Below are 13788 nucleotides of genomic sequence, written 5' to 3'. Positions count from 1 at the left end.
GTCTGCCTCGCGCCCGTGTTCTTCTCATGATTGCTGGGGCGCGGCTAGCATCGCACAAAACGGAGGGTGATTCAAACTATGCGGAAGGAATGCGCCGAGGTGCGCTGAGCAAGCCGATGGCTAACGGCGGCTACCAACAGCCCGGCAGCTTGCGCGCTGCCGGGCTGTTAATTAAGCCTTCCTTCAGTTCGATGTCACGAGCGAATCCGACGGCACGATCCTCAGTGCCCCTGGACCCTGCGCCGCCGGGCTCGACCATGACAGGTGCATGCTGGCCGGGCCCGTACCGTGCACATACTCCACCTTGATCGACGCGCGCTGCTTCGCGTTCAGCCAGGTCGTACCGCTCACGGTGCCTGGCGTCGAGGTCTTCTTGTTGATGACCCGCACCCCGTTGATCCACAGACGAGCCACGTTGTCGCTATTGATCGAGAACGTGTAGAGCCCGGTTCTGGCGGCCTCTATCGCACCGGTCCACCGCAGGCCATAACCCGTCGCGTTGACGCCCGCTGAGGCATCCGGCGAATCGGTGCCGCGCTCGGTGTTCAGGTCGAAGTCGATCAACGGCGCAATCGATGTCTTGACCGGCGCGCTGCTGAAGGTCGGATCGTTGTAGTAGCCCACCTGCAGCACCGGCAGCTTCACATCGAACCCACCCGTCAAGGCCTGAGTCTCCGACGTCTGCCACGGATGACCGTCCGGATAGATCGTTCCCTGGAACGGCGTGGCAGGTTCGACGGTGGCAGGCGCGCTTGGCACCTGGCCCCAGTGGAAGCGCGTATTGGTGCGGCCGATCATCAGTTCCCACACGATGAAGCCCGTCGTGCCGCCGTAGTTCGACACAATGCCCGGCATCGTCTGACCCGTCGTGCCAGGGAAGCCACGCTGCAGCGTTTCGGAATTCAGCGCGCTGACATTGCTGCCGTTCACTGGACCCGTGTACGGGTTGTTGTACGGATGGAACGCATAGAAGTCCGAGAAATACGAGCCTTCGTCCTCCTGCACCTGCGGCGAATTGATCGGCTGCGTCGCACCCGCATTCAGGATCGCGATGCGCGCATCGTTCATCATCACGGCGCGCGTTTGCTGCAACGAGCCGTTGCCGCTGCAACCCGGTTCGTTCATCGGCTCCCAGAAAATGATGCGGGGGTCGTTGCGGTGCGGCGCGACGAAGTCGGTGATGTAGCTCGCGAGACTCGCCTTGTACGTGATGCTGGCATTGGCCGCTGTCGGCTGGAAATACGCCTGCTCGACCGGTGTGCCGGGCGACTGGACCCACTGGCTGTTATGCACGCCCCAGACCGGCGCGGGCTGCGGACCATATGCGGGCGTCGGGTTCCAGCAGTCGTCGTAGAAGATCGGCGAGACCTTGATGCCATGCCGCGCGGCGATCTTCAGCAGGTTCTCGAACTTGCTCAGGAATGCGACGCGATCGTTCGCCCACACGAGGTAGTGCAGATACACGGCAATCGTGTTCATACCGTACGTTTGCGCGTACGTCAGCTCGCGGTTGACGATCTCGGGGTCGTAGTTCTCCCAGAAGTCGATCGCATTCACCGCGTTGGACGGCGTGTAGACCGCACCGACAACCTTGGAGAAATCGAAGCTGGGTGACGTAACGGTCGAATACGTGTGGATTGTGATGTTGCTGAAGGTCGCGCCGACGCCGAAGCGCCGCAGCCCGAAGCTGCCCGACTGGAAGGCCGCGGGGAGGGCGTTGGTGGCGTCGTTGACGCTGATCACGCGCTGCTGGTCGAAATCGACGGTGATGGCCGTGCCGCTCGTCGTGACCTTCAGGTGATGCGTGCTGCCGCCCACGATCGAGCTCATCGGATACGCGATGAAGTTCGTCCAGTTGTTGTTTTCGCGGCCGACCTGCAACACGTGCGAACCGGTATCGAGGCCGATGTAGTAGCCGGTCAGGCTATCGGGGCCGCCGGCGGTGGGGTTGGTCGTGCGCACGATAAAGCCGGCGTTAGCGGCGCCGTTACCCACGGGCGCGCTCACCGTCACATCCGCTTCGTAGGACGCCGTGGCATAGGTGCTTGCGAGCGCAACGGTTTTGTCGCCGGCGCCTGTGCCGTTGGTGGCCGGTGGGGCAATCGTGATGGTCGAACTGCTCGTGCCGGGTTGCCAGCCTTGTGTCGATCCGGGCGCGAGGTAGCTCGTGAAGTCGCCGAAGTTGAGGGTCGTGGTGGAAACCGGAGTGGGCGGCGGTGGCGGGGTGTACGGCGGAAGGTTGAGGGTGGGGTCAGTGATCACAAGCGGGGGTGTCGTCGTTTTCATCCCCAATGGAATGGTCTTCGCGGCCCTGAATTCGGCTTCGACGTTGGCGGTGTCCGCGAGAGCCGCCGCAGAGGCCGCCGACGCTGCCGATGCCGCTGCGGAATCGACTGCCGCGATCTGCCTGTTCGCTGACGCAGTCCCGCCCGGTGAACCGTCATTGCCGCCGCAAGCGCCCAACATGGCGAGCGCCGCCAGCACAAAGTAATTGCGCACCTGTATCTCCTGATGTCCCCGCTTAATTGATGGTCATAATTATTATTAAATTTGCATGGGGCCATAGACAGTGTGTCCAATCCCCATGGATGCGGAAATTGCTATGAATAATATTATTAGTTAGCGAGAGCTGTATCGGTACTTACCCGGAATGGTGCAAACAAGAGGCAGCTTGTCAGGTGGGGGCACGCGGGCTTGTCTGGTGGCGCGGATGCGGAATGGGTGAGGGCAGTTTTTCCAGTCGATCGCGCGCGGCGCCGCAGGCATAATCCGTTTTCCGATTACGCCTTCCTTTCACTGGAGGCGAAACCTAAGCGACGCGCAGCTTCGCGCGTTCCCAGGAAAACTCATGCCGCCCATCACCGCCGTCCGGAGTGCAGGCGTGCCGCTGCGTAGCGTCGCGCTGATTCTCGTTTCGATGTTCTGCTTCGCCGTGGTCGACGCTTTGGCGAAATCCGTCGCGCTCGCGTATCCGGCCAATGAAGTGACGTTCTTCCGGATGCTGTTCGGCTTGCTGCCTGCGGTGGCGGTTTGCCTGCGCGGCAAGCCGCTCATCGAGCGTTTCAGGCAGATGGATGTGCGTGGACAGACCTTGCGCGCGCTGACGTTGCTCGGTGCGTCGGGGCTGTTCTTTGCCGGGCTGCCCTATGTGCCGCTCAGCGAAGCGGTGGCGATCGTCTACTCGGAGACCTTGCTGGTGATCGTGCTTGCACCGCTGCTTCTGAAGGAAACGCTCAAGCCGCGCGATGCGCTTGCCGCCGCGGTCGGTTTTATCGGCGTGCTGTTCGTGGTGCGTCCGGACGGTTCGCATTCGAATTGGCTCGGTCCGGTCCTGCTGATTTCGAGCGCGTTTTTCGGTGCTTTGTCGATCATTCAGATCAAGCGGATTCGCGCCACCGACGATTCGGGCACCACGGTGCTGTACTTCACGATGATCGGCACGATCGTCACCGGGGCATCGCTATATTTCGCGTGGCGCACACCGTCGATCGAAGCGCTCGCGGTGATGGCCCTGCTCGGTGGGTTTGCCACGGCAGGGCAGTTGCTGATGACGATGGCATTTCGACGGGCCGATGCCGGCGCGCTCGCGCCGTATAACTACACGAGCATCGTGTGGGCTGCGCTGTTTGGCTACATCGTATGGGGCGAGACGATCGGCAGCATGTCGTTGTTCGGCATTGCGTTGATTGTCGGCAGCTCGATTGCGGTCGCCGTGCGCGGCAAGCAGACTGAAGGTCCGCTCGTGTAGGTCTGTGCTGCCTTCATCGAATTCAAACGACGGATTAAAATCCGCCTTCATTGCTTCGCAGTTCAAACAATCGTCCTAGGAAAGCGTGGTCAGTAAGCTGGCTTTTTCGGACAACACACCCTGCGTGCGCGGACGAATCGACGTTTGGCGACTATAAATGGTGAATAGCACGCATCCAGTTTGCACTCTTATTCGTACGTGACTGCGCCGGCCCGAATTCGCGGTCGTTGCGGCGGCATCGATTGATTCGCTGCGAACCCTCTGATGAATTCGGGCCCGTTTGCGATACGGCAAACGCGCATGTCCACGATTTGAGAGGGAGACGTCATGGTTGTCGAACCCAGGAAGATAGTTCTCACGAGCCTCTTTGTCGGCGCGCTTGCGATCGCGGCTTATATTTCGCAGTCGGACAAAGGCTGGCTGCCGACGGACGAACTCGGCCTGGAGCGCGACAATGGATCTCACGCCACACGTGGCGATACGATAACGGGCTCAGTGAGTTCCGGGCCGGTCGTTGCACGCAGTGATTCAGCGGCGGCTATTGCCGGGGATTTGCAGGCGGCGCGCAACAGTCTGCAGCGCAACGATCTTGTTTCCGCGCAGGCGCAACTGGACGCGGTGCGTTCAGCACATCGGAACGACGATCAGGTTCTTGCGTTGCAAAGAGAAGTCGAGGCGCGTGCGAAGCAGACGCAGCACGCGCTGGCCGTTGTGCATGGGGACAAGCCGACGCAGCGAGGGGCGAAATCGGCGCGATCTTCGGCGACGTCTTCCGGGAAAACAGGCCGCACGCACGAAAGCTACGTAGCGACGCGCGAACGCTCGAACCGTGCGTCCTCCAGTTACTCGAAGACCCGGCATGCTCTCGAAACCGCGGTAGCCGATGTTAGTGCGGGTAGCCTCTCGAACGGGAGAGCGAGTGGCGTTGGCACACCTGCTGGTGCGAGTTCGTCATCCTCTGTTCCGGCCGAGGCGAAGGCACTCTCCGGCGTAACCAGCGCGCCTGCCGTGTCAACGCCGATACGACTGATACAGCCAACAGAGCCAACAGAACCGATATCAGCGCCGCCAGGCTCGCAAGCCCAGCTAAGCCCGCAAGCCATACCGGCGCCATCGACACCTCAACTCGCGCCCGCCGCCAGCGCGTTGTTGAAATCCGGGAGCGGGCCAAAAACCCGCGCACAGGTACGCGCGGAGATCGCCCGCGCCCGCGCCGACGGCAGCCTGCCCACGTTCGGCAATCCGGACCCCGCGGGCCCCGGCGGCGCACCGAGCATGACGGGGGCGCCGCGTCCGTGAAGCTGCTCAGTCCGCAGTTAGTGCAGCGACGCAGCGATCCGTGCAGAACTGGGTTTCTCCGTGCAATGTGATTTCTGCGCGGCCTTTAAAACTAACAATAACTATTTTCAATTTCAGCAATAATGGATTGAATTTGTTTATTTATCTGCCAAGATATTCCAATTAATTTCCATTGGAATTAATTGGAATTATAAATCGGCCTTAATTCGTTGTTGACAGATATTTGCCATGCTATTCTGCGTTGGCTTGATTCTCCGAGAGCAGCATCAAATCAGGCACTTGGGGCGTGCTCGCGAGAGGAGTACGCCCCATTTCATTTTCGGCAGCGGACTGGCTGTTACGTGAAATGATCGGCAATCTAAAAAATCAGTGGCGTCGTATATACACAACGTCGTAATTAACTGAAAAACAGTATTTCGATTAGTGGGATATTCTCGGCCGCTCGATAGCATCCGCTATCCGAATCAGGAGAGAAATCCATGAATAAATTCGTATTGTCGGGCCTCTCGCTCGCACTCATCGGCGCCGCGGGTGCCGCCCACGCACAAAGCTCGGTCACGCTGTACGGTTTGATCGATACGGGCCTGACCTACACCAGCAATTCGGGCGGCAGCAGCAACTTTCAGCAAGCCAGCGGCATGCTGAACGGCAACCGCTGGGGCCTGCGCGGTTCGGAAGATCTGGGCAACGGCCTGAAGGCGATCTTCGTGCTGGAAAACGGCTTCAATCTGTCGAACGGCAAGCTGGGGCAGAACAGCCGTGAGTTCGGGCGTCAGGCCTTCGTCGGTCTGTCGAGCGACCAGTTCGGCTCGGTCACGCTGGGTCGCCAGTACGACAGCGTGGTCGATTATCTCGCTCCGCTCGCGCTGAACGGCACGCAATACGGCGGCACGCTCTCGGCACACCCGTACGACAACGACAACCTGAACAACTCGGTGCGTATCAACAACTCGGTCAAGTTCCAGAGTGTCAACTACGGCGGCTTCAAGTTCGGTGCGTTGTACGGTTTCTCGAACGCAGCGGGCAGCTTCGCGGACAGCCGCGCCTACAGCGTCGGCGCATCGTATGCATTCGGCGGCCTGAAGTTCGCTGCGGGCTACCTGCAACTGAACGGCGCCGGCTCGACGACTAACACGAGCGGTGCCGTGGCAAGCGGCGACTCCACGTTCAACGCAGGCCTTCAGCGCACCTATGGCGCCGGTGTGAACTATGCGTTCGGCGCGGCCAACGTCGGCCTCGTGTTCACGCAGACGCAACTGCACAACGCAACGTCGATCGGATCGTCGGCGTCGGGCACGACGAGCGGATTCGCGCTGACCGGCGGCAGCGCGCGCTTCACGAACTATGAAGTGAACGCACGTTACGCATTCACGCCGGCATGGACGGTGTCGGGCGCGTACACGTTCACCGACGCACGTCTGAACGGCGCGAGCCCGAAGTATCAACAACTGACGTTGCAGACCGACTACGCCTTGTCCAAGCGTACCGACGTGTATGTTGAAGCGGCATACCAGCACGTCGGCAGCGTGGGTGATTCGGGCGTCACGGCGGATATCGTCGGTGTGAGCCGTTCGTCAACCGATTCGCAGGTGGTTGGCACGGTGGGTATCCGTCATCGCTTCTAAGCGGCTGGTGTAGGCAGTAAGCTGTAAAAAAAGCCCGCATTTCGCGGGCTTTCTTGTTTCCAATAGAGCCGTAAGCGCTGCAACCATGAAGGCCTCCGCCGCGCTAAACGAGAATCGCGTTCATTGTGTACCATGCAGATTGCTCTGTGCGCTCAGTGCGCCTCAAGCTCGCTTCGTGCCTTAGCCCCCGCTGGATTGCCGTGAACAGCGCTATCGAATCCGAAGCGCCTGTTATTCCCACACCCTGTGCCGGATGAACTGACATGCAGATAGAGCCGTTTCAGATTGCCGTGCCTGATGCCGACATAGCCGATCTTCACCGGCGGATTCACGCGACACGTTGGGCACCGGCGACGCCGTCGCCCGCCTGGCAGCAGGGCGCCGACTCCGCCTGGCTGCGCGAGCTCGCGCAGCACTGGGCCGAGCGTTTCGATTGGCGCGAGGCGGAGCGCAGGTTGAATCTGCAGCCGCAATTTCTTGCCGAGGTCGACGGTCAGCGTGTGCACTTCGTGCATCGACGTGGCGTCGGCCCTACGACTTATCCGCTCGTGATTACGCATGGCTGGCCGGGATCGTTTTTCGAGTTTCACGCGCTGCTCGACCGGCTATGCGACCCGACCGCATTCGGCTGCGATCCCGCCGATGCGTTCGACGTCGTCGTTCCATCGCTGCCCGGCTTTGGCTTCTCGCAGGCTCCGGTGGGGCCCGGTACTTCCGCGTTTCAGGTGGCGGATTTGTGGGTCGCGCTGATGCGTGGCCTCGGTTATGAGCACTTTGGGGCCCAGGGCGGCGATCTGGGCGCCGGCGTCTCGATCGCGCTCGCGGCACGGCATCATGAGCATGTCGACGGCATTCATCTCAACTTCCTGCCGAGTTCATACGAGCCCGCGAGCGGTGCCGCGCAAACACCGCTTACGCCCGCGGAGGAAGCCTATCTGCGGGAGAAGAACGAATGGGTCGCGCTCAAAGGCGGCTACGCTCATATGCACGCCACGAAACCGCAAACCGTGGCGGCGTCGCTGAACGATTCGCCCGTGGGCCTCGCGGCGTGGATCGGTGAGAAGTTTCGCGCGTGGAGCGATTGCGACGGTGAAATCGAGCGGGTGTTTTCGAAAGACGAGTTGCTCACCAACATTTCGCTCTACTGGTACACGCAGAGTATTGGCACGGCGATGCAGATGTATTGGGAGAACCGGCTGCAGCCGATGCGCTTCGCCGAGGGGCAACGCGTCGTGCCGCCGGTGGGCTTCGCCTGTTTCCCGAAGGAGATCAACCATCCGCCGCGCACGTGGCTCGAACGGACCTTCGACGTCGTGCAATGGACCGACATGCCGAGCGGTGGCCATTTCGCTGCGATGGAAAAGCCCGATCTGCTCGCTGCCGAGATTCGCAAGTTTTTCAGGAAGTTGAGGCGCTAGTCCGATAGCAACTCTGGTGCACGGCGTGGTGCGCTTGCGGACTTAATCTTCAAATAAGGTCAGGACCCACCACGGCGACCGCACAGCCGCGTATGATCGACGGTCGTTGTCGCATCCGGTTTTTCGTTAGCCGACGTTCGCAGCGCCGCCGGCTCGCCGAAACCCGATGCACCATGAAATGGCAGCTCCCGGTACGCGCCTGATTCACGAGGACAGGCATCCGCGGCCATGGAGCAACAAGAGCAATGTCGTGCGAGGGGCCTGGCCACACCAGGTTTCAGAGCAGGCCCGGCGAGAAAACAAAAAAACAATGCAGAAAATGAAGGCCATCAAGCGGCGTGTCATCTACTTCACGCGCGATCCTTCGCCGGCGCTATTGGCGAGTTTCGAGGAGCGCGATTGGCAGGTTGACGTCATCGGCTCGGTTCGTGGCGTGCGCGAGGCCGTGGGTGACGGCTCGCTGGCGGCTGGCCTGGCCGATCTGTCGAGCGTGTTCGATCCCGGTGACATTGCCGCGCTGGAAGCTTGCCTCGCGATGCCGAACATCGGCTGGGTCGCGATGACCGCGGCGCCGGAACTCGATGACGCCGCCATACGCAGGCTGGTGCGCGACTACTGCTTCGATTACGTGACGCTGCCCACCGCGGACGCCAGGGTGATCGATACGGTAGGCCATGCCTGCGGCATGATCTCGCTCGGCGAGCCGGTGTTTGTGGATACGTCTACGGCAGAAGACGAGATGATTGGCACTTGCGATGCCATGCTCGCGTTGTTCCGCTCGATCCGCAAAGTGGCCGCAAACGATGCACCCGTTTTTGTCTCCGGTGAATCGGGTACGGGCAAGGAGCTGACGGCGGCGGCGATTCACGCGCATTCGGCGCGTCGCAACGCGCCGTTTGTCGCCATCAACTGTGGCGCGATTCCACCGCACCTGCTGCAGTCGGAGTTGTTCGGCTACGAGCGTGGCGCCTTCACAGGGGCGAATCAGCGCAGAATAGGGCGCGTCGAAGCCGCTCACGGCGGTACCGTGTTTCTCGATGAGATCGGCGATCTGCCGTTCGAGAGTCAGGCGAGCCTGCTGCGCTTCCTGCAGGAAAGCACCATCGACCGCCTGGGCGGTAACGGTTCGATCGATGTCGACGTGCGCATCATCTCCGCCACGCACGTCAATATGGAGGCCGCGATCGAAGACGGGCGCTTCCGTACTGACCTGTATCACCGTTTGTGCGTACTGAGAATCGACGAGCCGCCGCTTCGCGCGCGCGGCAAGGACATCGAACTGCTCGCGCTGTACACGCTGGATCGCTACAGGAAAGATGCGAGCCGTCGGCTATACGGTTTTTCTCCCGACGCGATCACGGCGATGCATCAATACGACTGGCCCGGCAACGTGCGGGAACTGATCAACCGGGTTCGTCGCGCCATTGTGATGTCGGAGGGGCGGACGATTACCGCTGACGATCTCGAACTGGCGAGTTACGTCGCGACCGCGCCCCTGACGCTTGCACAGGCACGCGAGACAGCGGAGCGGCAGGCCATCGAACTCGCATTGCTGCGCCACCGCGGACGCCCCGGCGACGCCGCGCGCGAGCTCAGCATTTCACGCGCGACGCTGTACCGTTTGCTCGGCGCGCATGGCATGCGATACGGGGGAGACAGCGCCGCCGAAATGTGACACCCGACGCAAAGATTGCGTACGGCAGGCAGGTAACTTGTTCACTCGAATGTTAAGGCGCCAGATATTTTGGCGTACTTTCGACCGGCTGAAAGCCGATTGACGGCACCCGCGTTGCGTCTTGCTGACTCTTGCTGACTTTTGGCGGAAAGGCAACGCAGGGACGTGAAACGATAGTTCATACCTGATGCCTGCGCCCCGGTTCATCCGACTCCATCGCCGCAGATCAGATCACCCGGCTCGAGCGTGACGCCATAAAGGCGCGAGCCGCGGCACGATGGCTGCGCATGGCTGTGCACCTTGCGCAGACTTCTGACTTAGCCCATGAAAGGAGAGGCGGATCAATCCGCGAACGATAGCGGCCACGCTGGAAAAAAGCGAACCGTCTCTCACGCCTGGTGAGGAGCAACGTGAATCTTTTTCCTTGCACGCTGGTTTATGTGGATGTGGACGTGAGTCCGGGTCCCAACTCGACGAATCGCGATCCGCTGGCGTATGTGAGTCAGGCGATCTGCCTGAACAACAGCTTGCGGCGAGCCGGCATGCCGAAGCTGACCATCATGACCAACGCGCCGGCGGTGGTCTCGCAACGGCTCGAAGGCATGGCAAAGGAGCACCGGCCGGCACTGATGACGTTGAAGGCGACAATCGAGTTGCCGAAGAACACGCCGTTCTATGCCGCGCATTTCAAACTGGACCTGATGGATCAGATGGCCGATTCGCTGCCGGCCGACACGATGCTGTTGCTGCTCGACGCCGACATGGTCGCGTTGCGTGCGCTCGAACGTAATCTGATCGAGCGCTGCGCTGAAGCCGGACTCGGCGCATTCGATATTTCGGATCAAGTATTTCCGCCGTACGGCAGCGACTGTGTTGTTGCGGATCTCGAGATCGTGGCGGACAGGCGGCTCAGAAATCCGCGCTGGTACGGCGGCGAGTTTCTTCTGGCGACGCCCGCCGCATTACGCCGGCTGGTTCCGTGCGCGCGTGCCAGTTACGCTCGCTACGTCACCGAAATCGGTCGCGTGAGACATCACGGCGACGAAGCGTTTATTTCCGCGGCACTCAACGTACTGGTCGACGAAGGGCAGGGCCTGATCGAGGTGGGTGCTTATCAGGCCGTTGGCCGTCATTGGCCCGGCAATAATTATCGCGATCTGCGGTGGTTTCGCTGCTGTTCGTTCGTTCACTTGCCAGGCGGTAAGGCGTTGCTGGAACGCGAGGCGCGTTTTTCTGAGTTCGCACCGGACCGTTTCTGGCGCCAGATGCGCATGGCGCATCTGCGCGGCCGTGTACGTCACGCGTTGAAACGGCTCGCCCGGTTGCTCAGTGTCGAACGCCTCGCGACGCTGTCTGCTTACGCCTTGCGCAGCGTAAAGAGCTAGGCGCTCACATCTTCACGTCGATGCGGCCATAAACGCCATTGGCTTCGTCGTTAGGCCCCGCAGCAAAAAACAGCGTGTTGGTCGGCTGATTATCGAGTCCGTTACCGAACGCGATACCCCAGAGCCCAGGCTGCACGAATGTAGTTCCGTTCGACAGGTTGATGGTGCCGAGGGATTGCCCGCTTGCCGGATCGAACGCGTTGATCGTGCCGTCGCCGAAATTGCCGACCAGTATGTCGCCACTGAAGCGGCCGAAGTTGCCAGGCGCCTGTGCGACGCCCCACGGCGCGTTGAGCGGACCTGCTGACGCAAAGTGCTGCAACAGGTTGCCGGACGTATCGAATACGTCGACGAAACCCAGGCCGGAACCGTCGACATTGTCATGTGCGGCTGCGTCCTGTTTGGCGTAGGTCACGAAGAGTTTTGAGCCGATCGCCTGAATGCCGAACGGCGCAAAGCCTGCCGGCAGCGTTGCGTCCTGAAACTTGCCTGGCATCGCGACTTTCGCGAAGTTCGTGTCGAATACGTCGATCCTGTTGTTGTGGAAATCGGTGGCATAGAGGAAGTTCGCCGTGCCATTGCTGGCGAGCGCGAGCCCCTTGTAGACCGCGCCGGCACTGCCGCCATCGAACATGACGATCGCGTTCGTGGGCGCGACCGCCGGCGCCCATGCGGTGATCGTGCCGCCTTCGCCGGAGAAGATAAAGGCGCCTACGCCGGACTTGCCGCCCTGTGTGACCGTAAAATCGGTCGTGCCGTTGAATACGATGCCGGTTGGATTCGCCGTGCCGCTGGTTCCATTCGGAATGCTGACGACCAGGGACTGCGGCACGCCGTTGCCGTCGTAGAGTGTGGCGACTGAGGTCCCGTTGTCCGCGACCCAGACGAAACCCTTTGGATTGAACGCGACACCCCATCCATTTTTCAGATTGGGGTCGGTGTGCGGCGCGGAGACCGCGCCGTCGGAGACCAGCACTGACGAGGTAAACGACTGCGAATTGATAGATCCGGAACTGCCGCCGCACGCGACAAGACTCGTCAAAGCCGCGGCGCTCACCACGGCGCTGAACACTGTAAGCACAGACTTCATGACCGCACCTCTCTCAAGACCGATGGTCGTTGCGGTTATTGAACGAGGCAGGTGGTGGGTTTATTCCTTTGGTGGTTGAACAATTTTGATTTGATTTATCAGATCGTGCCGAACAGTGCCCGGGGGCGATCCTTCAGCGTGCCCGTCAACAGCCGCAACGCGCTCACGAGTTGATCGCGGCTCGTCGCGCAAGCGAGATTGATCCGCACGCCGTGCTCGATCTCCGACCTGTCCACCGCAAATGCAGACGACGGCATCACCACGACGCCGCGCGCCTTCGCATTCGCCGCAAAGTCGTCAGCACGCCACGGCGGCGGCAGCTTGAGCCACACGAACATGCACGCCGGGTCGGTCTGCAGTAATTCCTGTGGCAACAGCTCGCGCGCCAGATCCTGCCGCGCGCGAATTTCAGCGAGCTGCGCGTCCATGATGTGGCGCGCGGTGCCGTCCTCGATCCAGATCGAAGCAATCAGCATCGACATCGGCGCGGGCATCCACGCGGTGGTGCGCACCGCCTCCGCACACAGCGCGGAACTGTCCGGCGGACTCAGCAGGTAGCCGAGCCGCAAACCGGGTGCGAGAATTTTCGAGGTCGCCGCGAGGTGGAACGTCAGTTCCGGACACAGGCTCGCAATGGTCGGCAGGCGCTGCGAAACCAGCGGCCCATAAACGTCGTCTTCGATGATTGCCACGCCATGCCGCCGTGCAATGTCGACGAGTGCCATGCGGCGTTCGAGGCTCATCGTCGTCACGGTCGGGTTCTGCAGATTCGGTACGGTGAAGATCGCCTTCACCGGCATGCGGCGGCAGGCACGCTCCACCTCGTCGGTCAGCAAGCCGTCGCGGTCGCTCGGAATGCCGACGATCTCGAACTGAAACACGGGAGCCAGAGCTTTCAACCCGTAGTAGGTGAGTTGGTCGGCGAGGATTACGCCATCGGTGCCGATCAGGCTGTTCAGCACCGCATACAAGCCGTGCTGCGCACCGCTCGTGACCACCACGTGGTCGGGCGCCGGTGTGAAGCCTGGCGCGGCCATCCAGCGTGCGCCGGCGGCGCGCGCCCAGGCGGGGCCTTGCGGCGGCTGGTACTCCTGCAATTGCGGGTACCGCGGATCGCGCGGCAATTCCGCCAGCGTGCGCGCGAGGCAGTTCAGGAATTCGCCGGTGGCCGGCCGGTTGACGGTCAGGTCGATCGCCGCGTTGCTGGCCGGCTGGGCCGGTTCGACGCTCGGCATGGCGCCGCCGGTCACGAGCGAGCCGCGCCGTTTGCTGCCGATCACCAATCCGCGTAACTGCAATTCCTTGTACGCGCGGGACACCGTCGACACATTGATGCCCAGTTCGGTGGCCAGTTGCCGCTGCGGCGGCAGGCGGCTGCCCGGCGGATAGACGCCGCTGCGAATCTCGTTCTCGATCGAACTGGACACCTCGACATACGTGGAACGCTTCGCCTGCGCCGGCGCGCCGTTGGTCCCACGCGCTGTGTCTTTGCCAGAAGCCATAAGAACTGGTGTCTCCATACAAAATCGACTTTGTCCGCGATTGTGC

Annotated in this window: 9 protein-coding genes; 6 read left to right on the top strand and 3 right to left on the bottom strand. The window is 61.4% G+C overall.

Going from position 1 to position 13788, the window contains the following annotated elements:
* Positions 1-183: 183 nt before the first annotated feature.
* The gene (locus M0D66_RS11500; protein WP_244869798.1) at positions 184-2499 is read right to left on the bottom strand and encodes a PA14 domain-containing protein; all 2316 of its coding nucleotides are present in this window, start codon (positions 2497-2499) and stop codon (positions 184-186) included.
* Positions 2500-2848: 349 nt separating this feature from the next.
* On the opposite strand from M0D66_RS11500, the gene M0D66_RS11495 reads away from it, so the two are divergent.
* The 6 genes from M0D66_RS11495 to M0D66_RS11470 all read left to right on the top strand — a co-directional run bounded on the left by M0D66_RS11495 (position 2849) and on the right by M0D66_RS11470 (position 11150).
* Positions 2849-3748: a DMT family transporter gene (locus M0D66_RS11495; RefSeq protein WP_211707138.1), complete on the top strand. Its 900-nt coding sequence runs from the start codon at positions 2849-2851 to the stop codon at positions 3746-3748.
* A 327-nt stretch (positions 3749-4075) separates the two neighbouring features.
* The gene (locus M0D66_RS11490; protein ID WP_200618847.1) at positions 4076-5047 is read left to right on the top strand and encodes a DUF4148 domain-containing protein; all 972 of its coding nucleotides are present in this window, start codon (positions 4076-4078) and stop codon (positions 5045-5047) included.
* Between the two features lie 479 nt (positions 5048-5526).
* Positions 5527-6672 carry a porin gene (locus M0D66_RS11485; RefSeq protein ID WP_200618848.1) on the top strand — a complete coding sequence of 382 codons (1146 nt, stop codon included), beginning with the start codon at positions 5527-5529 and terminating at the stop codon, positions 6670-6672.
* A 263-nt stretch (positions 6673-6935) separates the two neighbouring features.
* The gene (locus M0D66_RS11480) at positions 6936-8090 is read left to right on the top strand and encodes an epoxide hydrolase family protein (protein WP_211707137.1); all 1155 of its coding nucleotides are present in this window, start codon (positions 6936-6938) and stop codon (positions 8088-8090) included.
* A gap of 319 nt (positions 8091-8409) precedes the next feature.
* Positions 8410-9765 (top strand): sigma-54 dependent transcriptional regulator, encoded by a 1356-nt coding sequence (locus M0D66_RS11475; RefSeq protein WP_211701021.1) that lies wholly within the window; start codon positions 8410-8412, stop codon positions 9763-9765.
* Between the two features lie 410 nt (positions 9766-10175).
* Positions 10176-11150 (top strand): hypothetical protein, encoded by a 975-nt coding sequence (locus M0D66_RS11470; RefSeq protein WP_200618850.1) that lies wholly within the window; start codon positions 10176-10178, stop codon positions 11148-11150.
* Between the two features lie 4 nt (positions 11151-11154).
* Here M0D66_RS11470 and M0D66_RS11465 read toward each other — a convergent pair whose 3' ends face one another.
* Together M0D66_RS11465 and M0D66_RS11460 are read right to left on the bottom strand one after the other, a co-directional pair.
* Positions 11155-12240 carry a TIGR03118 family protein gene (locus tag M0D66_RS11465; RefSeq protein WP_200651836.1) on the bottom strand — a complete coding sequence of 362 codons (1086 nt, stop codon included), beginning with the start codon at positions 12238-12240 and terminating at the stop codon, positions 11155-11157.
* A 98-nt stretch (positions 12241-12338) separates the two neighbouring features.
* A complete protein-coding gene (locus M0D66_RS11460; protein ID WP_200618852.1) occupies positions 12339-13742 on the bottom strand; it encodes a PLP-dependent aminotransferase family protein in 1404 nt (467 codons plus the stop codon).
* Positions 13743-13788 lie beyond the last annotated feature (46 nt).

It is taken from the genome of Paraburkholderia sp. SECH2 (assembly GCF_030464795.1).
GTDB classification, from domain to species: Bacteria; Pseudomonadota; Gammaproteobacteria; order Burkholderiales; family Burkholderiaceae; genus Paraburkholderia; species Paraburkholderia aspalathi.
The sequence above is the reverse complement of the archived record's forward strand: the minus strand, read 5'-3'. Positions and strand labels throughout refer to the sequence as shown.

Coding starts and splice junctions, on each gene's coding strand:
- M0D66_RS11490 (WP_200618847.1), top strand. CDS start 4,076: ATGGTTGTCGAACCCAGGAAGATAGTTCTCACGAGCCTCTTTGTCGGC.
- M0D66_RS11495 (WP_211707138.1), top strand. CDS start 2,849: ATGCCGCCCATCACCGCCGTCCGGAGTGCAGGCGTGCCGCTGCGTAGC.
- M0D66_RS11485 (WP_200618848.1), top strand. CDS start 5,527: ATGAATAAATTCGTATTGTCGGGCCTCTCGCTCGCACTCATCGGCGCC.
- M0D66_RS11475 (WP_211701021.1), top strand. CDS start 8,410: ATGAAGGCCATCAAGCGGCGTGTCATCTACTTCACGCGCGATCCTTCG.
- M0D66_RS11460 (WP_200618852.1), bottom strand. CDS start 13,742: ATGGCTTCTGGCAAAGACACAGCGCGTGGGACCAACGGCGCGCCGGCG.
- M0D66_RS11465 (WP_200651836.1), bottom strand. CDS start 12,240: ATGAAGTCTGTGCTTACAGTGTTCAGCGCCGTGGTGAGCGCCGCGGCT.
- M0D66_RS11480 (WP_211707137.1), top strand. CDS start 6,936: ATGCAGATAGAGCCGTTTCAGATTGCCGTGCCTGATGCCGACATAGCC.